We start from the raw sequence: 22240 nt of genomic DNA, 5'->3' as shown, positions 1-22240 counted from the left end.
CTCCCTGAAACCTGGAGAGGGCTGCCCTCTCGGCGAACGACTCCCACCTCGGGCTGATCTATCGGCTCGCGCGAGCCGATAGACTCGGTGTGACCGCCTATCCCAAGGCTGGTGGAGGCGGGCAAAAAGCGGCTCCGGGCAGGCGAAGCGGGGTGGCGACGTCCAACGGTTTTCCGAATCCAGGTAGCGTTCGCACTATGGCATCGCCAACTGGAACCACCGACGCACCCTTCGGCCGTATGCTGACCGCGATGGTCACGCCGTTCACCTCCGACGGCGAGGTCGATTATGTGGCTGTGCGACGTCTTGCCACCTATCTGGTGGACGAGCAGCGCAATGACGGACTGATCGTCAACGGGACGACCGGAGAGTCGCCCACCACCTCGGACGAGGAGAAGCAGCGCATCGTGAGCGCCGTCCTCGATGCGGTCGGCGACCGCGCGACCGTGGTGGCCGGGGCCGGTACCAACGACACCCGCCACAGCGTCGAGCTCGCGAAGCAGGCGGCACGGGTCGGTGCCCATGGCCTGCTGGTGGTGACGCCTTACTACAACAAGCCTCCGCAAGAGGGGCTGTACCAGCACTTCACCGCCGTTGCCGACGCAACCGACCTTCCGGTGATGCTGTACGACATTCCCGGACGTAGTGGCGTACCGATCAAGACCGAGACGCTGCTCCGGCTGGCGCAGCACGAGCGCATCGTGGCCGTGAAGGACGCCAAGGGCGACCTGTTCGCGGCCAGCCAGGTGATGGCCGCGACCGATCTCGCCTTCTACTCCGGCGACGATCTGCTCAACCTGGCCTGGCTCTCCCTCGGTGCGGCCGGGTTCGTCAGCGTTGTCGGGCATGTAGTGGGCGCCGAGCTGGCACGCATGATCCACCTGCACAAGAACGGCGACGTCGCCCAGGCCCTGGCCGTACACAGCCAGGTGGCCCCCGTGGTGGACGGGGTCATGCTGCGTGCGGGAGGCGCGATCATGGCGAAGGCCGCGCTGAGCATGGTGGGGGTGCCGGTCGGTCCAGTACGGCTGCCGCTGGTGGACGCCACAGAGAAGCAAATCGCCGAGCTGCGCGCTTGCCTGGTAGCCGGCGGGGTGAAGTTGACAGACGCATAGGAACGGGGAGGAACCGGGAGTTTTGAGAACAAGATCTGACCGTGGGGGCCAGGCATGAGCCATCCGCATCCTGAGCTTGGCCCCCCGCCGGTGCTGCCTGAAGGCGGCCTGCGCATTGTCGCGCTCGGCGGGCTGGGGGAAATCGGCAGGAACATGGCCGTCTTCGAATATGACGGTCGCCTGCTGGTCGTCGACTGCGGGGTACTGTTCCCCGAGCCCGACCAGCCGGGTGTCGACCTCATCCTGCCCGACTTCGAATACATCAGGGACCGGCTCGACGACGTCGAAGCCGTGGTGCTGACGCACGCCCACGAGGACCATATCGGGGCGGTGCCGTACCTTCTGCGCGAGCGGCGCGATATTCCGCTCATCGGCTCCAAGCTCACGCTTGCCCTGATCGAGGCCAAGCTGACCGAGCACAGGATCCAACCGACCAAGCACGAGGTCGTCGAGGGCGAGCGGCACGTATTCGGGCCATTCGACTGCGAGTTCCTCGCGGTCAACCACTCCATCCCCGACGCCCTCGCCGTCGCCATCCGAACGCCGGCCGGCATAGTCCTGCACACCGGTGACTTCCGGATGGACCAGTTGCCGAGCGACGGCCGCCTCACCGACCTCGGCGGCTTCGCCAGGCTCGGCACCGAGGGCGTCGACCTGCTGATGTCCGACTCCACCAACGCCGAGGTGCCGGGATTCGTCACCAGCGAGCGGGAGATCGGGCCGGTCATCGAAGAGGTGATCCGCACCTCCGAGCAGCGGGTCATCGTGGCGAGCTTCGCCTCGCACGTACACCGCATCCAGCAGGTCATGGACGCTGCGGCCAAGCACGGCCGCAAGGTGGCCCTCGTCGGCCGCTCCATGGTGCGGAACATGGGGGTGGCCCGCGACCTCGGCTACCTGAAGGTTCCGCCGGAGCTGATCGTCGACTCGCGCGACATCGAGGAGTGGCCGCCGGAGGACGTGGTGCTGGTCTGCACCGGCTCCCAGGGCGAGCCGATGGCGGCGCTGTCGAGGATGGCCAACCGCGATCACCCGATCCGCATCGCCGAGGGTGACACCGTCCTGCTGGCATCGTCGCTGGTGCCGGGTAACGAGACCGCGGTCAACAAGGTCATCAATGGCCTAACCCGGTGGGGCGCCCGCGTCGTGCACAAGGGCAACGCCAAGGTGCACGTTTCGGGACACGCGGCTGCGGGCGAGCTCCTCTACGTCCTCAACCTGACGCGCCCCTCGAACTTCATGCCCGTGCACGGCGAATGGCGTCATCTTCGCGCCCATGCCAAGCTGGCCGCTCTCACCGGCGTGCCCGAGGACCACATCGTGATCGCCGAGGACGGCGTCGTGGTCGACCTCGTCGACGGCCGTGCGCGGATCGTCGGTGCGGTCCACGCCGGGTACGTCTACGTCGACGGCTCGTCGGTGGGGGAGATCACCGACACCTCCCTGAAGGACCGCAGGATTCTCGGGGACGAGGGCTTCATCTCCGTGGTCGTCGTGGTCGACTCGAACACGGGCAAGCTCACGGCCGGCCCGGAGATCCACGCTCGCGGGTCCGGCATCGATCCTCGCCAGTTCGACGAGTTCATCCCGCAGATCGAACGGGCCCTCGCGGAGAAGGCCGCGGACGGTGTGGTGGACATGCAGGAGATCCGCAGGGTCGTACGTCGTACGGTGGGGCGCTGGGTGAGTGACACCTATCGCCGCCGACCGATGATCATCCCTGTGGTGCTCGAGGTCTGAGTCTCCGGGCGGTACGGCAGGCGACCTGGCCTGACGTACCGCCCGGAGTGCCTCGCGATGCTTGTAACCCACGATGACGCGCGCAGGGGTGATCGCGCGGGTGCGAGCGAGGCTGCTTTCGTGATCGTTCGTCACGACGCTCCTGTATCTGCGTGAGGCAGTGATCGCGCTCGCGTGTGTGTCCGTCACGGGTGTTCGCGCGTCCCTGCGCCGCTGTGAGTCGTCCGTCTCCGCCAGCGGAATCGGCGACCGGGATGTCCGTTCTCATGATCGGTGGATGTCTGCGCGCTCCTTCGAGGAGGGCGCAGCGACGCCACCCACGCTGGCTGGGCGTTGGTCAGCCCTGCTGCGCGCCGTTGGTGGACGGACTGCTGACCTTGCTGGCGCCGGACGGCGGCGCCCCGGTGGGCGGCAACCTGGCGGAGTCGAGGCTGCGGGATTTCCACGGGCCGCATGTCAGGCGTCCCTTCGGCGTAGCAGCCACATGGCGGCGCACACAGGGATGGCCGCATACGCGATCATGACTGCGCCGGCCGCTGGGGGCGACAGGAGCGAGCCGTACACCGAGGTGGTGATGGTGTCGCCGGTGATCTCGCGGGGTAGGGCGCCGATCATCAGCGAGCCGAGGCGTTCGCTCCACGGTTCGGGAAGTCTGCCGACGATCATGGGGAGTACGTAGACGAGGCCGACGATGATGGCCGTGGCGCCCGTCACGGACCGCAGGATCGCGCCGATACCCACGCCCAGCAGCGCGAACACCGGCACAGTGAGGCTGAGCGCGATCAGAAGCGGCACCCGGTCGCCGAAGGCGGTCGTGTAGGCGCCGGAGAAGCGGTCGCCGAGCGCACCGCGGGCCGCGACATAGGTGCCGAAGACCGACACGGCACCGATGAGCAGGCCCAAACTGCCGATGATCACGGCCTTGGCGGCCAGGACGGGCCAGCGACGGGGAACGAGGGCCAGACTCGTTCTGATCAAGCCCGTTGTGTACTCGGATGTGACGGTCAAGGCGCCCATGATGCCCATGCAGAGCTGCGGGATGATCGTGAACACTTCCTCCAGGTCCGCGATCCGGGCGCGAGCTTGCTGTTCGGGAGAAGCGGCGTCGTACATGCCGGCCGCCGCCACGGCGAGTGCAAGGCCCAGAAAAATGGTGCCGATACTGAGCCCGAGGACCAGGTAGGTCGAACGGACCGAGCGGATCTTCAGCCACTCGGAGGTGAGGACGGTCATGCCTGCGTCCTTTCGGGCGGGCGGTGAGGCCAGGGACACGTGTGGTGGAGGGCGTGGCTTCGTCGCACGTACGGCCTTGAGGGCGCGAAGAGGTGCAATCGCTCGGTCATTGAGGGGGACGGATGCGTACAGGGTGGGAGAGGAGACGTTTCACGGATGCGTCCGACCCGGCGGGAGGCGCTGTGTCACGTGCGTCTGCTTCCTGCTCGATGCCGACGCGCGATGTCGGATTGCACCGCCGTGCCTGCGTGGACGGGAGCGTTTGGGAGCGCGTACGGTCATGCGTCTCTTCGCCTGAGCTGGTAGTAGCCGATGGCAAGGGCGACGAGTGGGTAAGCGAGCAGCAGGGCCAGTGCTGCCCAGGACGGTAGGAAACCGTCTCCCAGACGGGATGAGAGTCGTTCGCCCGCCACCTGTGGGACGAGGTTCGGCAAGAGGAAGGTGGAGACGTGGGTGTTCCACGGGGCAGGCAGATAGGTGGCAACACCGGGGAGCACGAACAGCAGGGCGACCACCGACATGATCGCGCCGGCCGTGGAGCGCATGGCTGCGCCCAGCCCAAGGCCTACCAGCGCCAGGGCGGTCACCGACAGACCCGACGCGAGCAGCATGGGCAGGTCGTCAGTAAGAGGAACCTGATTGAAGCCCAGACTGCGGTCGTTCGCGATCAGGCGGCTCGTGGCGTACGTGAGCAGGAGGATCGTGTTGGCGGTCACGAACGTGGCCATGCCGATGATCCCCGCCTTGGCCAGGAGTAAGGTGCTGCGCTTCGGAACGATGATCAAGCTGGTCCGGACCATGCCCGTGGCGTACTCAGAAGTGATCGCCAGCACGCCGAGCACCGCCAGACTCACCTGGACGAGCGGCAGGAAGCCCTGCTCAGGGGCGGCTGCGCGTAGCGTGCCGCGCTCGTCGGCGAGAGCAGCCACGTACAGCGTCCACGCGACGCCGAGCGCCACCGTCAGGGCCGCCGCCCCGATTGCGTGGTACGTCGAGCTCACCGAGCGGAGCTTCAGCCATTCGGAAGAGATGACCGACTTCATCGGGCCGCTCCGTATTGCACGCTGTCGGCGGTCAGGGCCATGTACGCGTCTTCCAGGGATGGATAGCGAGCGGTCAGCTCGGCGACGGTGGCCTCGGCGATGAGCCGGCCACGGCCGACGATGACGATGCGCTCCGCGGTGAGGGCCATCTCGCTCATAAGATGGCTGGAGAGCAGGATCGTCCGGCCCTCGGCGGCCAGCGAGCGCATGAGGTCGCGAATCCAGCGCACACCATCGGGGTCGAGGCCGTTGACCGGCTCGTCGAACATCAGGATGCCGGGATCCCCGAGCAGCGCGGCCGCGATGCCGAGCCGCTGTTTCATGCCCAGAGAGAACCCGCCCACCCGCTTGCGCGCCACACCCGCCAGGCCGACCTGCTCAAGCACCTCGGCGACGCGTGTGCGGCCGATGCCGTTGGTGAGGGCCAGGCAGAGCAGATGGTTGTAGGCGCTGCGGCCGCCGTGGACGGCGCTTGCGTCGAGAAGCGCTCCGACCTCGCGCATCGGCTCGCGCAGCGCGGTGTATCTCCGGCCATTGACCAGTGCCTGGCCGGACGTCGGCGCGTCGAGACCGAGGATGAGGCGCATCGTGGTGGACTTGCCGGCGCCGTTGGGGCCCAGGAACCCGGTCACATGGCCGGGCTCGACCCTGAAGGAGAGGCCGTCCACGGCGAGTGTGGCACCGTAGCGCTTGGTGAGGTGCTGGAGTTCGATCACGCCGTAAGGATGCGGGGCGGCGAGGCGGTGGCGCGTCGGATCACGGTTCGAACTTCAAGGTCAGACCCTGGGTTGACGTGCTCGGCCCGCTGCAGCGGCTACGGTTCAACGCGTGAACGACACGCACCCCTTCTTCGCCAGACGCATGAGCCGCCGTGAGTTGATCATGCTTGATGCGGTTGCGGGCGTGTGTGCGGCGTTCACCTTCGTCACCATGACCGTCCATGCCGAGCCGCTGCCGCCGTGGATGCGGCTCGCCCTTCCCGCCGGCCTGGGGCTGCCGCTGGCACTGCGCAGGCTCTGGCCGGTGCCCGTCTTCTGCTTCACGCTGGTGCTCGCCGTCTACACCGCGCTGGTGGGAGCCGTGGGGCTCGTGTACCTCGCGCCCGCGTACGCCCTGTACATCGTCGCGCTGTCCGACAAGCGAGGCCCGGCGATCCCGACGTCGGCCATCGGATTGGTGAGCTTGATGACCGTCGTGGGCATGACGGTGGCAGGCATTCCCCGTGACCGAGCCCCCGACTGGCTCCTGCACCTCGACCAGCCGCTCATGGGCATCGCAGCGCTGGGAGGAGCGTGGACGATCGGCCGGGCCGTGCAGGAGCGCAGGTCCTATGCCGTACGTGACGCCGAACGGCTGGCGGCACAGGCGGTGGCCGAGGAGCGGTTAAGGATCGCTCGGGAGCTGCATGACGTGGTCACGCACAGCGTAGGGCTGATCGCGGTCAAGGCCGGGGTCGCCAACCACGTCATGGCGACCAAACCCGAAGAGGCGCACGACGCCTTGCGAGTGATCGAGACTGCCAGCCGCAGCGCCCTTGTCGAGATGCGGCACCTGCTCGGTGTGCTCAGGTCTACGACCGTGCCTGACCGCGTGCCCACACCCGGCCTGGCGGGGATCCACGGCCTGGTGGTTCAGGCTCGGCTGGCCGGGGTGGACGTACAGCTCGATCTCCACGTAGAGGGCGGTGACGGGAGACGATCCGGGACGGCGTCGCAGGACAGAGCGACGGGGAGAGAAGCGGCGACCCTCCGAGAGCTCGGACGGGCGCAAGCCTTGCCGCCTGAAGGGGCGGCGCTGGGAAGAGCTGAGGCGGTGCGAGAAGAGGCGGCCTCGGCAAGCGCGCAGGCCGCAGCGCGGGAAGCAACGGCGGCGCAACGTACGGAGGCGAGGGGATGGGCAACAGCACTGGGACGTGCAGGCACGGTGCGGGGAGCTGCGGCGCCGGAGCGCATGAGCGCAGTGCAGGGAGGTGTGGCGCAGGGAGGTGTGGCGCAGGGAGGTGTGGCGCAGGGAGGTGTGGCGCAGGGAGGTGTGGCGCAGGGAGGTGTGGCGCAGGGAGGTGTGGCGCAGGGAGGTGTGGCGCAGGGCGGCATGGACTCGGTGCGGGGAGGCGCGGCGCGAGAGCGTATGAGCGCGGTGCGAGGAGGTGCGGCGCAGGGAGAGGCGGAAGCCTTGCGGCAGGAAGAGGGCGGGTCAAGGGCGGATTCGGCGCTGGAAGGAGGGGCGGCGCGAGGAGTGGAGGAAGCCTGGGGGCGGCTCCCCGATGGTGTGGGGTTGGCGGTGTACCGCATCGTGCAGGAGGCGCTCACCAATGTGGTCAAGCATGCCGCGCCGGCTCGGTGCCGAGTGTCCGTCGTCGACGATGGGGTGGAGGTACGGATCGAGGTGGTCGATGACGGGCCGGGGCGGCGTACGTTGCCGGGTGAGGGCGCTGGGCACGGCCTGATCGGGATGCGAGAGCGGGTCATGATGTACGGCGGAACGTTCGAGGCCGGAACCCTGCCTGGGCGGGGCTTTCGAGTGTTCGCCCAGTTGCCGTACGAGGAGGTGTCGTGATCCGAGTGGTCATCGCCGACGATCAGGCGTTGCTCAGGGGGAGTTTCAAGGTGCTGGTCGACTCCGAACCCGATCTGGAGGTGGTGGGGGAGGCCGGGACGGGGGCCGAGGTTGTTGACGTCGTGCTGGAACGACAGCCGGATGTGGTGCTCATGGATGTGCGAATGCCCGGCATGGACGGGATAGAGGCCACTCGCCATATCAGGGATGTTGCTCGGGTTCTCGTGGTGACGATGTTCGATCTCGATGCCTATGTTTATGATGCGCTCCGGGCGGGAGCAAGTGGATTTTTGCTGAAAGATACTCCACCTGCCGATTTGCTCGCCGCCATACGCGTGGTGGCCGCAGGAGAGGCGCTACTGGCGCCCACGGTTACGCGTAAGCTGATCGAGGAGTTCACGCGTACGCCCGTCCTGCCTCAGGTGAAAGGGCTGGAGGGTGTCACGGAGCGGGAACGGGAAGTGTTGGTGTTGATCGCGCGAGGGCTGTCGAATCGCGAGATCGCTGCACATCTGCAGGTCAGCATGGCTACGGTGAAGACGCACATCACGCGACTGCTGGCCAAGCTGGAGGCCCGTGATCGGGCTCAACTTGTTATTGCGGCGTATGAGAGCGGGCTGGTTTCAGCTGCCGCGTGATGGCACGTAGTTTGTGCAATCTGCTGTCGGTTGTTTTCGTGTTAGAGTGTAGATCGTTCAGAGCGTTTTTGAGAGCCAATCCAAGTGTGCGCCGCCGAACGGGCCTTTTCTCTCGCCTACTGCGTCGAGTAGCCAGTGCGCTGCTTCTTCTGCTTGTGTGATCAACTCGGGTGGATAACGCAGCAAGATCTGATGTTCTGCGAATTCGTCTACGTCGTCCAGGATGAGTCGCCCATCTCTCATGCGGATCACGTCCAGGTCGAGGTCGAGCATGGTGACCTCGTCGTCTTTCCATTCCGGAATGGTTGTGACGTCGACGTAGATTTCGCTTCTGTGGGGTGGGGTGTTGAAGGACGCTGTCCACCAGGCGTCCCGGGGAAACAGCATGATCGCGGTCGTCTCCCACGTGACAGGCGGGCCTTCGCCCTTCCTGGCGACCGTCCCACCGGGGACTTCGGCCCAGACGCCGTGCTCGTCCTCACCTAGTAACCGAGCGGGATGGTTCCAATGCAATGCGCCGCCGTATTTTCTGAAGACGATTCGCACATCGGTCATATGAATAAACCTATCCATGCTGGATGGTTGTCACACGCGGCGCTGGTGAAGGGCACGGGGCAAGTCGGTGGTGCGTGCTCGTGCGTGGGGCGATGGCCCGCAGATTGTGGCGGTCGCAAGGTCCATGGTGTAAGTGCCTGTGCCCGGTGGCGACGCTCAGGTGGTGTTGTGAGTGACTGGTCGGTGTGGTCGGTGTGGTCGGTGTGGTCGGTGTGGTCGGTGTGGCCGGTGGTCCCGTGAGTGCGTTGGGCGGGCGTGTTGACGGAGTGATGGAGCCTTGGTCGGCTCAAGCGGGTTGAGTGGAGCAGCACGTCTCACCGGCTGGCTGGGTCGGCACGCGGAGATTGTGGTGGGTGTCCGTCGAGCCGGGGAGGCGGAGGGTGTGAGTATGGGCACGGCCCGCTGGGTGGGGCTGCACCAGGGCTGATTGGACGGGCCCGCACCAAAGCGGGTTGGAGGGCCCGTGCCAGGGTTTGTTGGGTTGGGGCCGCGCAGGGGGCGTTGGGTTGGGGCCGCGCCAGGGGCTGGTCGGTTGGAGTCAGCAGCAGGGGGAGTTGGGGTCTATTGCTGATCAGCCGTGGAGGCGGAGGGCCTTGGTGAGGGCGGTTAGGCGTTCGGGGGAGGCTAGGCCTGCGTGGTAAAGGTGGAATTCCGTTGCGCCGGCCTTGGAGTAGGTCCTGAGCTGGTCCGCCAGGACCTCCGGGTCGGCGGGGCGGGGCGGGAGGGCCAGGACGTAGGCGCCGACTCGCTGGTCAGGGGTGGACAGGTCCTTGAGCCGGGCCAGGCGGGTGGCGTCCGTGGCCGGGTCGCCCCAGCAGTTGGCCACCAGGACGTCTGCTCCCGGTTCGCCCGAGGGGAGTGGGGCGAAGGCGCCCGTGGCCCAGGGGTCCGGGTTGGCGTGCAGCGTGATGGGGACGTCGGCGGCGGTGTCTCGGGCGACGGAGATGAGGCGCTGGCGGAGGGTCGTCGTCTGGGCTGCTCGAAGGGTGCGTACCTCGTCGGAGAGGTGACCGAGTGCCTCTTCGATGGTGCTGGAGGCGTGGACAGCGCTGGTGGTGGGCGCTGGGGCGGTGCGGTCGATGGCGGCGCGGACGGCGGCTCGGGTCGGCTCTGGGTAGAGGGGGGCGCAGTTCGTGCAGAAACAGAGGGAGAGGAGGTCGATGTCCGTGGGGGTCCAGTCCGCACCGGATGTCTTCTCGTGGACGGTCTGGTGGCCGAAGCCCATGGGGCCACAGGCCTCCAGAATCAGGCCGTCGGGTTCGCCTACTTCGAGGATCTCCTTGACCAGGCGTTCGCAGTACTCGATGACGTCCTCGTGAGCCGGGCAAAGGGCGTAGGGGTACGGGTCGCCGAAGGCGTTGCGGACGACGAGATCGGGGTTGGCCGAGCCCAGGTGCGAGTTGTGTGTGAGGACGGTCCAGGCGTGCACCTGGAGGCCGACCGCCTTCAGGGCGTCCCTGGCCTGGAGGTAGGCATCGGCAGGGGTCCACGTGGGGGAGGCGGGGACCAGGCGAGACCAGGACGACGGGCGGATCGGGAGGTAGAAGGCCGGGTGCGGGACGTCGAGGACGCGATGAGCGGGGTGGTACGGCGTGGCTGCCCTCGTTGAGTGGTACATGGCTGCCAAGGCGACCGTCTGGACGCCGAGGTCGGCCAAGCGGCCGGGGGCTGATGGGTCTCCGACCACGTCCCAGGGGTAGAGGTAGGCGACGTTCATCAACGGGGTCTCCTTGCCGACGGTCATCAGTAGGTCGTCTCGCGGGCATTCAGCAGTGGGTTGTCGTGTTGACGTGTAACCGCAAGTCTCCTGGTCGGTGTTCGTCAGGGGGTGTTCAGGGTGGGCTGATCAGGGAGCTTGCGGGCGAGATTGCTTCTTCCATGGAGCGCCCCGCGGAAGCGTGCGCGGGGCGCTCGATGGAGTTGTGGCCGGGTTTGGCGCTTCGGCCGATTTGTGGCTTGTAGGTGGTTCATCCAATGCGGTTGAGGGTGCGGTTCGCCCCGGGCGGTTCGAGGTGACGTTCACTCGGCGGGATCGAGGTGGGGTTCACCAGCGGGGTTTGTTCGGTGAGAAGGAGGGGTCGAAGCGTTGGATGTACGCCGTGTCGTCGCGGGAGCGGATGCCGCACTTCTCGTACTGCTCGTTCATCACTGCCAAGGCGTCCCTGTCCAGCTCCACGCCGAGGCCCGGGGTGGTGGGCACCGGGACGGCGCCGTTCACGAAGCGGAGGGCGCCCGGCAGGACCACGTCCTGGCCGTCCTGCCACGGGGTGTGGGTGTCGCAGGCGAACGTGAGGTTCGGCGTGGCGGCGGCCAGGTGGGTCATGGCGGCCAGGCTGATGCCGAGGTGGGAGTTGGAGTGCATGGACATGCCCAGGCCGAAGGTGTCGCACATGGCGGCGATGTGCGACGAACGTACGAGACCGCCCCAGTAGTGGTGATCCAGGAGGAGAACGCCGATGGCACGGGAGGCCATCGCCGGAGGGAAGTGCTCCGGGGTGACCACGCACATGTTGGTGGCCAGCGGCATGGGGACGGAGGCCGCCACCTCCGCCATGCCGTCGATGCCGGAGGTCGGGTCCTCGAGGTACTGGAGGACGCCTTCGAGTTCTCTGCCGACGCGGATCGAGGTGGCTATCGACCAGGCGGCGTTCGGGTCGAGGCGGAGCGGGGTGTCCGGGAACGCCTCGTGCAGGGCCCGGGTCGCGGCGATCTCCTGGTCGGGTGGGAAGACGCCGCCCTTGAGCTTGACGGACTGGAAGCCGTACTCGTCGATCAGGAGTTTCGCCTGCTCGATGAGGCCGGTTTCGTCGAGTGCGGCGCCGAACCTGTCCGGGTCCTGGCCCGGGTGGCCGGCCCACTTGTAGAAGAGGTACGCGCTGTACGGGACCGCGTCCCTGACCTTGCCGCCCAGGAGGTCGGAGACCGGGACGCCTGCCGCCTTGCCGCGGATGTCCAGGCAGGCCACCTCGAAGGGGGAGAAGATGCGGTCGACGCTCTTCTCCGTGGTGCCGGCGCCGGTGAGCCCGTGCAGGTCGTGCACTGTTCCGCCGACGAGGGCGGCGATTCGGGCGTACATCGTGTTCAGGGCGTGGACGTCGAGGCCGATCAGGGCCTGGGCGCATTCGCGTACTTTGCCGAGGTGGTCGAGATCGCCGTAGGTCTCACCCAACCCGGTCAGGCCTTCGTCTGTGACGACCTCGACAATGGTACGGAGAGCCCAGGGCTCGTGAACTCCGGCGGCGTTCAGGAGAGGCGGATCCCGGAAAGCGACAGGTGTGACGTGGATCTGCCTGATGATCATTGCATGCCGTCCATATATGTGAACGATAGCCAGATTTGTGGACAAGTAGCCGCAACTGTAAGAATCAGATTGAAGAAGTGTCAAGACTCCGAAGGGCCATTCGATGATCTACGGACACGACCCCAGGACCGGCGAGACCGTGGGCACCGCCCTGCCCGAGACCGACGGCGCCGGGGTCGACATGATCGTTTCCGCTGCGGCCGCCGCCGGCGCGGCCTGGCGGGCGACCCCGGCCGCCGAGCGAGCCGTCGCGCTGGAAGCCGTTGCCGATGCGCTGAGCGCGCATGTGGACGAGCTGTGGCAGCTCGCCGACCAGGAGACCGCGCTCGGCGAGGTGCGGCTGCGGGGCGAGGTGGCGCGTACGGCGGGGCAGTTCCGGCTCTTCGCCCAGGTGATCAGGGACGGCGGTTACCTGGAAGCCATCATCGATCACGCTGACCCTTCCCTCACGCCGCCCAGGCCGGACGTGCGCCGGATGAAGCACGCGCTGCAGGGTGTCGTGGCCGTGTTCGCGGCCAGCAACTTCCCCTTCGCGTTCTCCGTGGCCGGCGGCGACACCGCTTCCGCGCTCGCGGCCGGCTGCCCCGTGGTCGTCAAGGCGCACCCCGGGCACCCGAACACGTCCGAGCGGGTGGCGAAGATCGTACGGGAGGCACTGCCCTACCCCGACCTGCTCGGGCTGGTGCAGGGCATGCAGGCCGGTGCCGACCTGGTGCAGCACCCGAGCGTGGTGGCGGCCGGGTTCACGGGGTCCGTGGCCGGTGGCAAGGCGATCCAGAAGCTGATCGACGAGCGGGAGGTGCCGATCCCGTTCTACGGCGAGCTCGGCAGCGTCAATCCCGTCGTCGTGCTGCCGTCCGCGCCGGTGAAGGAGGTGGCGACCGGGTTCGCCGCTTCGCTGACCCTCGGGGTCGGGCAGTTCTGCACGAACCCGGGGCTCATGTTCGTGCCCGAGGGTGACGAGCTGCGCAAGGCTCTGGTGGAGGCCGTCGAGGGGACCGCCGGTGGGCCCATGCTCGCCGAGCGGATCAGGGACGGGTACCTCGGAGGCGTCGAGCGGCTGGGGCAGCTGCAGCTGCTCGCCGAGGGCAAGCCTGGGCAGGGAAGCCTGGCGGTCACGCCCAAGGTGTTCACCGCTGATCTCGAGACGTTCGCCTCGAAGCTGCCGGAGATCGGTGAGGAGTGCTTCGGCCCCGCGTCGATCGTGGTGACGTACCGGGACGTCTCGGACCTGCGGCCGGTGCTCGAGCAGCTCGACGGGTCGTTGACGGCGACCATCCACGGCACCGAGCCGGGGGAGGCCGGAGAGGTCGCCGAGGTGCTGGGCAAGCGGGCCGGGCGGCTCATCTGGAACGGGTGGCCGACCGGGGTGGCCGTGTGCTGGGCCATGCATCACGGCGGGCCGTGGCCTGCCGCTACGACGAGCTACACGTCCGTGGGGGCTACGGCGATCGGACGGTGGCTGGCGCCGACCGCGTACCAGGACTGGCCGGAGGAGCTGCTGCCGGAGGAGCTCAAGGACGCGAACCCGCTGTCCATTCCTCAGAGGGTGGATGGTCGGCTTCAGGCGTGAGTGCCTGAATGACGGGCTTACCCGGGTCGAGAGGGACTGCCGGCCTGGTGATGCGGTGACGTGGTGATGCCGGGGGTGTGCTGACCGGTCGCCGTGGGCCAGGCTGGCGATGCCTTGGGTTGGGGGCTCGGGCTCGCGCTGGTGGTTGGTAGTGCGGTTGGGGTGAGTGACTCGGGCTCGCGCCGTTGGCCGGTGGTGTGGGTGGGCCGAGTGACTGGGGCTCGCGGGTGCTGGCGGTCTGTGGGGTGGGTCGCAGGGTCTCGTGCTGGGGCGGGGTGGCCAGGTCGGGGGTAGGTCGGTTTGTGCTGGTCCTGGGCTGGCCAGGTCGAGGGTATGACGGTCGATCCGGTGGTGGTCTCGGTCGGCTGACGACGCTGGTGCCGGGCTGGGTCGTTGGCTGAAGGTGTCCGGTGCCGGCCCTGGTGGGGTCTGGGGTGGGGTGACAGGTGGGACTGGTGCGCGGGCGCTCAGGTATGGCCCAGGCTTGGGGTGGGCCGTTGAGTGGTGGGTGTTGGCGGGGCTGGCGGTGTTCCGGTCAGTCGTTGCTTGGGAGTCTGGCTTCGCCTGCTGGGCGGCGGGCCGCGGTTTCGATGAGCTTGCGGAGCTGTGCGGTGGGGACGGTCAAGCCGGGTGATCGGCGGGTCCAGCTGAGGAAGTCCTCGACGTTCATCGGGGGTATGTCGCCGAGGTAGGGGCGGATGTAGGCGGGTGTGTTCGGCTCGACGCGCCAGCTTTCGGTGAGCGGGCCGATGTCCACCGTGTCGTAGCCGAGGGTGTTCAGCAGTTGGGCGGCCTCCGCTTTGGCTGCTGGGTTGTCGCCGGCGATGGGTAGGGCGCTGCGGTCCGGGGCGTTTGTGGGGCGGGCGAGGGAGAGCAGCTGGTGCGGGGTGATGGTGTTGAACGCCTTGACCACCTGGGAGCTCGCGAGGTGGCGTTGTAGCAGGGCGCTGGAGGTCAGGGTGCCTGTGTCCAGTTCGGGCAGGTGGCCGTCTCGTTCGGGGTAGTAGTTCGCCGTGTCCAGCACGGTTTTGCCGGCCAGGGCTTCAGCGGGGAGTCGGTGGTAGGCCTTGAGGGGGATGGCCGCCACAACCAGGTCCGCGGCGTGGGCTGCTTCTGCCGGGGTGGCGGTTTTGACGCGTCCGCCTAGGTCGGCGGCGAGGTCGGCGAGGGTTTCCGGGGCTCTTGAGTTGCTGAGGATGACTTCGAGGCCTGCTGCGACGGCGAGGCGGGCCAGGGAAGAGCCGATCATTCCGCTGCCGATGAGGCCGAGGGTTCGGGGCACGGTTTCTCCTGTTTGTTGGGGTGGGGTGGGGTGGGCTCGGCGGGCGTATGGGGTCCTGATGACCGCCGCGCATGGGTGGATGGGTGGTGGGGCTGAGGGCCCGGCGTGGGTCGGTTAAGTGGGGCTGCAGGTAGGTGGATGGCGTTGGGGCGGGTGCACAGGGTTGGTTTGCCGGTCGGTGCGGGGGTGCGGGGTGCGGGGTGGTGTTGGGCCTCGGGAGTGGGTGTTTGGGATGACGGCGTGGGGTGGCGTGGCGGGGTCGGGAGACAGTGTGCGGCAGCTGTGATTCGTCGAACCAGGGCCGTGGCGTGCGTACTCACGGCGTGATCACCCGTACGACGCCCGGACGTAGAGTTGGCGCGTGGACGATCGGACCGAGTTGAGTGGCTTCCTCAAATCGCGCCGGGCGCGCCTGCGGCCCGAGGATGTCGGGGTGGTCGACTACGGCGGGGTGCGGCGGGTCGCGGGGCTGCGGCGGGAGGAGCTCGCGCGGGTGGCGGGGGTGAGGCCGCGCCGGTGATGCCGCAGAGCTTGCGGTACTTGCTGGAGTCGTTCGTGATGACGCCGGCGCTGGTGGTGGGGCGGCACACCCAGATCGTCGGCTGGAACCGGCTTGCGGTGGCGGTGTTCGGCGACTTTCCGTCGTTGCCCGAGAGCCGCCGCACGCTCTCACATCTGCTGTTCACCGAGACCTACCTGCGGGAGTTGTATCGGGCCGGTTGGGAGCGGGTGGCGCGTGAGCACGTGGGGCACTTGCGTGTGCTGTTCGGGAGGTATCGCGGTGATTCTGGGCTTGCGGCGCACATCGGCCATTTGCGGGAGGTGAGTGCGGACTTTGCGCGGATGTGGGCGGAACATCCTGTTGCGCGGGTCAGGTCGCGGGTGTACGTGCTGCATCATCCGGTCGTGGGGGAGATGACTCTGCACGGGGAGATGGTCAAGCTTCCTGAAGAGTCGTCCTGTTACGGGCTGGATCTGTTCGCGGCTGAGCCGGGGTCGGCGTCCGAGGAGGCGCTGCGGAAGCTCGCCAGTGCCTAAGCCGACGGTGGCAGGCATGGCTGTGGGCCGACGGTGGCGGGCACGGCGTGAGGATGTCGAGCCGGGGGAGGGGCAGCGCTCCCCTCAGCGAAGGCGGTGGGGCGTACGTGTTCCCTCCCCCTCGGGCGGTGGGCCGCAGCTGTTCCCTTCCGCTCGGGCGGCGGTCGGGGGCAAGGGGTGGCTTTCAGGCTCGGGCGGTGTCCCGGTGGCGGTCCGCGTGCTGGGGCCGTACGGGAGCTCGGGCCGTCCGGGGTGACGGTGTGCCGGAGGCCCGCAACGTCGTGAGCGCCGTCGCAGATGAGGTGAACGCCGGTGTCAGGTGCCCGCGATCTCCAGCCCCGTCCGGACCAGGCGCTCCAACGCCCGCAGATGCTCGTCCGAAGGATCGACCAACGGCGCACGAACCCCGCCCACATCCAGCCCCCGCATCCGCACGGCAGCCTTGACCAGCGACACCGCATACCCGGGCACGAGGTCACGCAACCGCACCAGCGGAAGGTAGAAGTCGGTGAGCAGCCGCTGGACCAGCACCTCGTCCCCACCGGTGACCGCCTTGTAGAAGGCAAGGGAGATCTCGGGGGAGAAGGCGAAGACGGCGCTGGAGTACAGATTCACCCCGAGCCCCCGATAGGCGGGGACGGTCAGCTCAGCGGTGGGCAGGCCGTTGAAGAAGGTGAAGTCCTTGCCGGTGCTGCCGCGCACGGTGAGGATGATGCGTTGCAGAAGGTCGAAATCCCCCAGACCATCCTTGAACCCCACCACGTTCGGCACGTGGGCGGCCAGCTCGGCCACCGCTTCGGGGGTGAAGCGGGCGTTGCCGCGCTGGTAGACGATGACGGGCAGGCCGCCGGCCTCCGCGACCTCGCGGACGTAGCGGACCAGGCCGGCGGCGGGCCCGGTGACCAGGTAGGGAGGCATCACCAGCAGGCCGTCGGCGCCCTCGGCGGCCGCTGCGCGGGCGAGGGATCTGGCGGTCGGCAGGGGGCCGCCGGCGCCGGCGACGACGGGGACGCGGCCGGCGGTGGCCGTGACCGCGGTCGAGACCACCCGGGTGTACTCCTCGTGGTCGAGGGCGTTGAACTCACCGGTGCCGCACGCGGTGAACACTCCTCCCGCCCCTGCTGCGACCCCCTGCGCGACGTGGCGGGCGAGGGTGGGCTCGGCGAGGGCGCCATCGGGGCCGAACGGGGTGACCGGGAAGAAGAGAACGCCGTCTAGCCGCATCAACGGATCCTTCCTAGCGGATGCCCTCCCTGCGGAGGGTGGCAGCCAGCTTTCGGGTGTGTTTGATGATCGCTTCGGTGATCGGCTCCACGTCGGCGGGCGCGAGCGCCGCCGGCATCGAGCAGCTGATCGCGTCGGTGGCCGGGATGCGGTAGTCGACCGCCACGGCCACGCAGGCCACGCCCGGCGTGCCCTGCTCGCGCTCGTACGACCAGCCGCGGGTGCGTACCTGGTCGAGCTCGCCTGTCAGCTTGGTGAGGTCGGTGATGGTGTGCTCGGTGAGCGCCCCCAGCGGCTGCGGCAGCAGCGCCTCCACCTCGTCATCGGTGAGCTGGGCGAGCAGGACCTGGCCGAGCGCGGTGACGTGGGCGGGCAGCCGCCTGCCCACCCGGGGGATGATGTGGTCGGCCTCGCGCGACTCCCTGGTGGCCAGGTAGAGGACGTGCGCGCCGTCACGCCGGGCGAAGTGCACGGTCTGCCCGATCTCGTCCCGCAGGTCCTCAAGGCAGTCCTGGGCGAACGGCAGCGCGGGGTCCTTGTCGAGGTAGGCCGTGCCGGTGAGCAGCGCGTGCGGCCCGATGCCGAACGCGGACCTGGCCGAGTCGGTCTCCACCCAGTTGAGCTCCACCAGCGTGCGCATGAGGGCGTGCAGGCTGCTGCGGGGGAAGCCGGTCCGCTGCTGGAGCTCCGAGAGGGTCAGGTGGTCGTGCGACTCGGCGAGCGTCTCCAGGATGCGTACGGTCCGCTCCGCGGACTTGACCAGCGGGGGCTGCTCCATGCTCATCCCATCTCGTGTCCTTCGGCGGCTTTGATGATCCAGGATATGGGATACCGTCCAGATACATGGACGCCTAACCCTTGACCGCGCCGCTGGTGAGGCCGCGCATGAACTGCCGCTGGAACGCCAGGAACGCGATGATCGACGGCAGCAGCGCCAGCAGCGAGGCCGCCAGCAGGACGCCGATGCCGACCTCCTCGTCCGACCGGAGCGAGCGTAGCGCGATGGGCAGCGTCCACATGTCCGACTCCGTCGAGACGATCAGGGGGAGCAGGTACTGGTCCCAGATCATGGTGAAGCCGAAGACGCCGATCACGCCGAGGGCCGGGCGGCACAGGGGCACGATGATCGTGGCGAAGATGCGCAGCTCGCCGGCGCCGTCGATGCGGGCCGCCTCCTCCAGCTCGACCGGCACCTCCTTCATGAACTCCGTCATGACGAGGATCGAGAAGCCCCAGGCCCCGACCGGGAGGATCATGCCGGCGTACGTGCCGATGAGGTTGAGGTGCAGCACCGGCAGGTCGGCCAGGACGAGGGAGAGGGGGATCGCGATGATCTCCTCGGGGAGCATCATCGTGGTGAGCATGAGCAGCATCACGAACGTCATGCCGCGGAACTTCTTGCGGGCCAGCGAGTAGGCCGCGAACACGCTCACCAGCATCTGCAGCAGCAGGCCGAAGCCCACGACGATGAAGGAGTTGAGCAGGTAGAGGTAGACGTTCTTGTCCTTGGCCTGGACGAAGTTCTCCAGGGTGAACTCGTCCGGCCACAACGAGAACGAGGTCGGGTCCAGGGTCTTGTTGAAGGCGCTCATGAGAAGGCCGATCAGGGGGCCGGTGAAGACGACCACCATGAGGCCATAAATCAGGATCTTTCCGGTGGTCGCCAGCGGGCCGCGCCGTGACTCCAGGCCCAGGGCGCTGTCGAACCTCATGATGCCTGCCTCTTCCGCAGCGCCTGCACGATGACCGTGAGCACCAGCGTGGCCAGGAACAGCACGATGCCGCCCGCCGAAGCCACCCCGAGCTCGTTCTTCTGGAACCCGAGCTTGTAGATCAACGTCATCAGCACCTCGGACGACCCGTTCGGCCCGCCGTTGGTGAGCACGTACACCTCGACGAACACCCGCAGCCCGCGGATGGCGGCCAGCGTGAACAGGATCCAGAACACCGGCCGCAGCGCCGGCAGCGTGATGTGCCGCAGCCGCCGCCAGGTCGAGGCCCCGTCCACGGCGGCGGCCTCGTACAGGGTGCGATCCACGCCGACCAGCCCGGCCAGGAAGATCATCATGTCGTACGGGGTACCGCGCCAGATGCTCATCAGCATGATCGACCACAGCGAGGAGTCCTCGCTGGCCAGCCAGGGCTGAGGATCGACGCCCACCCAGCCGATGACGATGTTGAGCATGCCGTTGTCGGCCGGGTGGAACATGATGCGCCACACCTCGGCCACGGCCGCCATCGTGGTGACGACGGGCAGGAAGGCCGCGGTCCTGACGAACCACAGGTAGCGGGCGGGGCCCTCGATGAGCAGGGCCAGGCCGAGGCCGAGCACGATGGAGCCGACCGTGGTGCCCAGGGCCAGCACGATGCTGTGCCAGATGGCGGCGCCGAACTCCGAGTCGGAGATGATCGTCTCGTAGTTCTGGAACCCGACCCACTCGTCACCGAGGAACGTCTGGACCTTGAACAGGCTCTTCCACAGCCCCACGAACATCGGGATGAACTTGAAGTACAGGAAGAGCAGCAGCGCGGGCGCCAGGAACAGCCAGGCGATCAGCGGCCCCCGCCACCGCACCGATTTCGGCGGGTGGGCGGGGGACGACGTCCGGCGGGGCGCCGGGGCGAGGGTGGAGGTCATGACGCTTTCTGGCTCTGCAGTTCCTGGGTGAGCTTGGTGTTGAGCTCATCCATCGCCGTCTTGACGTCGGCGGTGCAGTCGGCCCAGACGGCGTTGATGGTGTCGGCGGAGGTCTGGCGGATCGGCGCCCAGTTGGGCACCGGCGGAGCGTAGACGGCGTGCGCGTACGACTCCTGGAACACCTTCCAGCGCGGGTCCTGGCGCTCGGCGGACATGTCCACCGTGGTGTTCACGGGCAGGCGGACGATGGCGCCGTTGGCGTCCTTGTTCATGCCGATCCGCTGGCCCTCGGGGGAGATCGCGAACTCGGCGAACTTCTTCTGCGCGTCCTGGTTCTGCGAGCCCGCCATGAGGTAGACGTTCTCGCCCTCGCCGAGGGTGCCGGGGCCGCCGGACGGGCCCTTGGGCACGGGCAGCACCTCGATCTTGTCGGTGCCGATGCTGTTGACGAACCGGGCCAGCACGTACGGGCCCACCAGGTAGATGCCGCCCTGGCCCTTCTCGAACACCTCGTGCGTGACGGTGGTGTCGTTGCTGACGGCGCCGGGGTTGACGGTCTTGGTCTTGCAGAACTGGTCCTGCAGGTACTGCACGGCCTCGACGGTCTTGGGGTCGTTGACGGTGGCGGTGTACTTGCCGGCGCCGGCGGCCTTGATGAAGTCGCCGCCGTTGGCGTAGACGAGCGAGGAGGCGTACCAGGAGGCGTAGCCGCGCTTGGTGCCGGCCGGGGCGACGAAGCCGGCGGTGTCCTTCTGGCCGTTGCCGTCGGGGTCCTTCTCGGTGAAGGCGACGGCGAGCTCGGCCAGGTCCTCCCAGGTCTCGGGCGGCTGCGCGCCGACCTTCTCGCGCCAGTCCTTGCGGACGATCAGCGCGAACGACTGGGCCGAGAACGGGGCCGCGTAGAACTTGCCGTCGGCTCCCGTGGCGGCCTTCCACGCCGTCTCCGCCAGTTGGTCGCCGCCCTTGAGCGCGGCCTTGTCGACGGGCTGCAGCCAGCCCTGCGACACCATGTTGCCCAGCTGGGCGGTGTCGTTGATGACGATGTCAGGAAGGTCTTTCTGCGCCGCCTGCTGGTTCAGTTTGGTTTCGAAGTCGTCGAATAGGGCCACGACTTTCGTTTGCACCCCACTGGCCTTGGTGAAGGCGTCAGCGAGCTTCTTGGCGGTCTTGGCGGAGTCCGAATCGGGCGCCTGCCTGATCCAGATCTCCAGAGTGTTGTCCGAACTTGAGGAATCACCGGAACCGCAGCCTGTCAGTCCAACGGCCAGAGTCGTCATGATCGCGACTCCAAGCAGACGACGTGACATCAGACCGCCTCCTGTTCACATACATGGACGTGAGTCGAAGACTTGGATGTGTGCCTGCGAACGTAACTAGTGACATGGTTCACGGTCAATATTCAAGGATGTGAAAGTCGCCCAGATTCGTGTACATCATGAGGCATGCGCATTCTCATGACAGGGGCCTCTGGAAAAGTCGGGACGCTGCTCCGCCCGCGTCTCGCACAGGAGGGCCGTACGCTGCGGCTCTCCGACCTCCATCCGGTCGACCCCGGGCCCGGCGAGGAGTGGGTGACGGCGGACCTGGCCGATCCCGACGCCATGGCCGAGGCGATGAAGGGCGTGGACGCCGTGCTGCACCTGGGCGGCCAGAGCCGGGAGCATCCCTGGGCCGACATCGTGCACGCCAACATCAACGGGACCCAGGTGCTGATGGAGGCGGCGTACAGGGAGGGCGTCCAGCACGTCGTGCTCATGGGCAGCCACCACGCGGCCGGTTTCCAGACCCGGCCGGAGGGCGGCGCGGAGCTGCCCGACTACGCCTTCCCCCGCCCCGACACCTTCTACGGGGTCAGCAAGGTCGTCATGGAGGCGCTCGGCAGCCTCTACCACGACCGCTTCGGCATGAACGTCACCGTGATCAGGCTCGGCACCTGCAACGAGGGCCCGGCCGACACGCGCGGGCTGGCCACGTGGATCTCCGCCGACGACCTGACCCGCCTGGTCGAGGCGGGGCTCGCGGCGACCGGCTACCACGTCGTCTGGGGCGTCTCCGACAGCCCGCGCCGCTGGTGGTCGCTGGAGGAGGCCAAGGCCATCGGCTACGACTCGCGCGACTCCTCCGAGCCCTTCGCCGCCGCCCTCATCGAGGAGCACGGCGAGCCCGACCTGACCGAGCCGCTGCACGACCGCGCGGGCGGCATCTTCACGCTGAACGAGCTCGGCGGGAAATGGTGAACTGAACGCCCGGCAACCGGTTGCAAGAACCTTGACGGCACGACCCCCGAAGGTCAAGGTTTAGTCT

At 67.9% G+C, this 22240-nt stretch carries 19 protein-coding genes and 3 pseudogenes; 9 read left to right on the top strand and 13 right to left on the bottom strand.

Going from position 1 to position 22240, the window contains the following annotated elements; genetic code table 11:
- The first annotated feature begins 197 nt into the window (after nt 1-197).
- Both dapA and HD597_RS39250 read left to right on the top strand, forming a co-directional pair.
- Nucleotides 198-1115, top strand: coding sequence for a 4-hydroxy-tetrahydrodipicolinate synthase (dapA, locus tag HD597_RS39255; RefSeq protein ID WP_253749230.1), 918 nt, complete (start codon nt 198-200; stop codon nt 1113-1115).
- Between the two features lie 54 nt (nt 1116-1169).
- Nucleotides 1170-2855: a ribonuclease J gene (locus tag HD597_RS39250; protein WP_253749228.1), complete on the top strand. Its 1686-nt coding sequence runs from the start codon at nt 1170-1172 to the stop codon at nt 2853-2855.
- A gap of 456 nt (nt 2856-3311) precedes the next feature.
- Here the strand turns inward: HD597_RS39250 and HD597_RS39245 are convergent, their stop codons facing one another.
- The 3 genes and pseudogenes from HD597_RS39245 to HD597_RS39235 all read right to left on the bottom strand — a co-directional run.
- Nucleotides 3312-4088, bottom strand: coding sequence for an ABC transporter permease subunit (locus tag HD597_RS39245; RefSeq protein ID WP_253749226.1), 777 nt, complete (start codon nt 4086-4088; stop codon nt 3312-3314).
- A 278-nt stretch (nt 4089-4366) separates the two neighbouring features.
- Entirely contained in the window at nt 4367-5131 is a 765-nt protein-coding gene (locus tag HD597_RS39240) for an ABC transporter permease subunit (RefSeq protein ID WP_253749224.1), read from the bottom strand.
- A 23-nt stretch (nt 5132-5154) separates the two neighbouring features.
- A pseudogene (locus tag HD597_RS39235) lies at nt 5155-5847 on the bottom strand (ABC transporter ATP-binding protein); the annotation flags it as partial.
- Nucleotides 5848-5992: 145 nt separating this feature from the next.
- On the opposite strand from HD597_RS39235, the pseudogene HD597_RS67035 reads away from it, so the two are divergent.
- Nucleotides 5993-6694 (top strand): annotated as a pseudogene (locus HD597_RS67035) (sensor histidine kinase); the annotation flags it as partial.
- Nucleotides 6695-7126: 432 nt separating this feature from the next.
- Here HD597_RS67035 and HD597_RS67030 read toward each other — a convergent pair.
- A pseudogene (locus HD597_RS67030) lies at nt 7127-7186 on the bottom strand (hypothetical protein); the annotation flags it as partial.
- A 36-nt stretch (nt 7187-7222) separates the two neighbouring features.
- On the opposite strand from HD597_RS67030, the gene HD597_RS67025 reads away from it, so the two are divergent.
- Together HD597_RS67025 and HD597_RS39225 are read left to right on the top strand one after the other, a co-directional pair.
- Nucleotides 7223-7687 (top strand): sensor histidine kinase, encoded by a 465-nt coding sequence (locus tag HD597_RS67025; RefSeq protein WP_372513640.1) that lies wholly within the window; start codon nt 7223-7225, stop codon nt 7685-7687.
- Nucleotides 7684-8325, top strand: coding sequence for a response regulator (locus HD597_RS39225; RefSeq protein WP_253749218.1), 642 nt, complete (start codon nt 7684-7686; stop codon nt 8323-8325). Before HD597_RS67025 ends, HD597_RS39225 begins: the two co-directional genes overlap by 4 nt.
- A 57-nt stretch (nt 8326-8382) precedes the next feature.
- On the opposite strand, the gene HD597_RS39220 is transcribed toward HD597_RS39225, so the two are convergent.
- From HD597_RS39220 to HD597_RS39210, 3 genes are all read right to left on the bottom strand, one after another.
- Entirely contained in the window at nt 8383-8880 is a 498-nt protein-coding gene (locus HD597_RS39220) for a DUF402 domain-containing protein (RefSeq protein WP_253749216.1), read from the bottom strand.
- A gap of 571 nt (nt 8881-9451) precedes the next feature.
- Nucleotides 9452-10624, bottom strand: coding sequence for a glycoside hydrolase family protein (locus HD597_RS39215; RefSeq protein WP_253749214.1), 1173 nt, complete (start codon nt 10622-10624; stop codon nt 9452-9454).
- Between the two features lie 300 nt (nt 10625-10924).
- On the bottom strand, nt 10925-12181 hold the full coding sequence (locus HD597_RS39210) for a glucarate dehydratase family protein (protein WP_276083130.1): 1257 nt from the start codon (nt 12179-12181) through the stop codon (nt 10925-10927).
- A gap of 103 nt (nt 12182-12284) precedes the next feature.
- Between HD597_RS39210 and HD597_RS39205 the strand changes: the two genes are divergently transcribed.
- A complete protein-coding gene (locus HD597_RS39205; RefSeq protein WP_253749210.1) occupies nt 12285-13754 on the top strand; it encodes an aldehyde dehydrogenase (NADP(+)) in 1470 nt (489 codons plus the stop codon).
- 535 nt (nt 13755-14289) lie between these two features.
- On the opposite strand, the gene HD597_RS39200 is transcribed toward HD597_RS39205, so the two are convergent.
- Nucleotides 14290-15036, bottom strand: a complete 747-nt coding sequence (locus HD597_RS39200; protein WP_253749208.1) for an NADPH-dependent F420 reductase — start codon at nt 15034-15036, stop codon at nt 14290-14292.
- A 361-nt stretch (nt 15037-15397) separates the two neighbouring features.
- Here HD597_RS39200 and HD597_RS39195 point away from each other — a divergent pair, with 361 nt between their 5' ends.
- On the top strand, nt 15398-15556 hold the full coding sequence (locus HD597_RS39195; RefSeq protein ID WP_253749206.1) for a hypothetical protein: 159 nt from the start codon (nt 15398-15400) through the stop codon (nt 15554-15556).
- Entirely contained in the window at nt 15556-16074 is a 519-nt protein-coding gene (locus tag HD597_RS39190; protein WP_276084603.1) for an MmyB family transcriptional regulator, read from the top strand. The genes HD597_RS39195 and HD597_RS39190 overlap by 1 nt, the downstream gene beginning before the upstream one ends.
- Nucleotides 16075-16389: 315 nt before the next feature.
- Here HD597_RS39190 and HD597_RS39185 read toward each other — a convergent pair whose 3' ends face one another.
- The 5 genes from HD597_RS39185 to HD597_RS39165 form a co-directional block, all read right to left on the bottom strand.
- A complete protein-coding gene (locus tag HD597_RS39185) occupies nt 16390-17298 on the bottom strand; it encodes a 5-dehydro-4-deoxyglucarate dehydratase (protein WP_253749202.1) in 909 nt (302 codons plus the stop codon).
- A 13-nt stretch (nt 17299-17311) separates the two neighbouring features.
- Nucleotides 17312-18082: an IclR family transcriptional regulator gene (locus HD597_RS39180; RefSeq protein ID WP_253749200.1), complete on the bottom strand. Its 771-nt coding sequence runs from the start codon at nt 18080-18082 to the stop codon at nt 17312-17314.
- A 67-nt stretch (nt 18083-18149) separates the two neighbouring features.
- Nucleotides 18150-19010: a carbohydrate ABC transporter permease gene (locus HD597_RS39175; RefSeq protein ID WP_253749198.1), complete on the bottom strand. Its 861-nt coding sequence runs from the start codon at nt 19008-19010 to the stop codon at nt 18150-18152.
- Complete coding sequence (locus HD597_RS39170) at nt 19007-19936, bottom strand: carbohydrate ABC transporter permease (protein ID WP_253749196.1); 930 nt, start codon at nt 19934-19936, stop codon at nt 19007-19009. The genes HD597_RS39175 and HD597_RS39170 overlap by 4 nt, the downstream gene beginning before the upstream one ends.
- Nucleotides 19933-21213, bottom strand: a complete 1281-nt coding sequence (locus HD597_RS39165; RefSeq protein WP_253749194.1) for an ABC transporter substrate-binding protein — start codon at nt 21211-21213, stop codon at nt 19933-19935. Before HD597_RS39165 ends, HD597_RS39170 begins: the two co-directional genes overlap by 4 nt.
- Nucleotides 21214-21378: 165 nt before the next feature.
- Here HD597_RS39165 and HD597_RS39160 point away from each other — a divergent pair, with 165 nt between their 5' ends.
- Nucleotides 21379-22173 carry an NAD-dependent epimerase/dehydratase family protein gene (locus tag HD597_RS39160; RefSeq protein WP_253749192.1) on the top strand — a complete coding sequence of 265 codons (795 nt, stop codon included), beginning with the start codon at nt 21379-21381 and terminating at the stop codon, nt 22171-22173.
- The last annotated feature ends 67 nt before the right edge of the window (nt 22174-22240 follow it).

It is taken from the genome of Nonomuraea thailandensis, from assembly GCF_024172165.1.
GTDB lineage: Bacteria > Actinomycetota > Actinomycetes > Streptosporangiales > Streptosporangiaceae > Nonomuraea > Nonomuraea thailandensis.
This window is presented reverse-complemented; position numbering and strand designations above follow the sequence as displayed.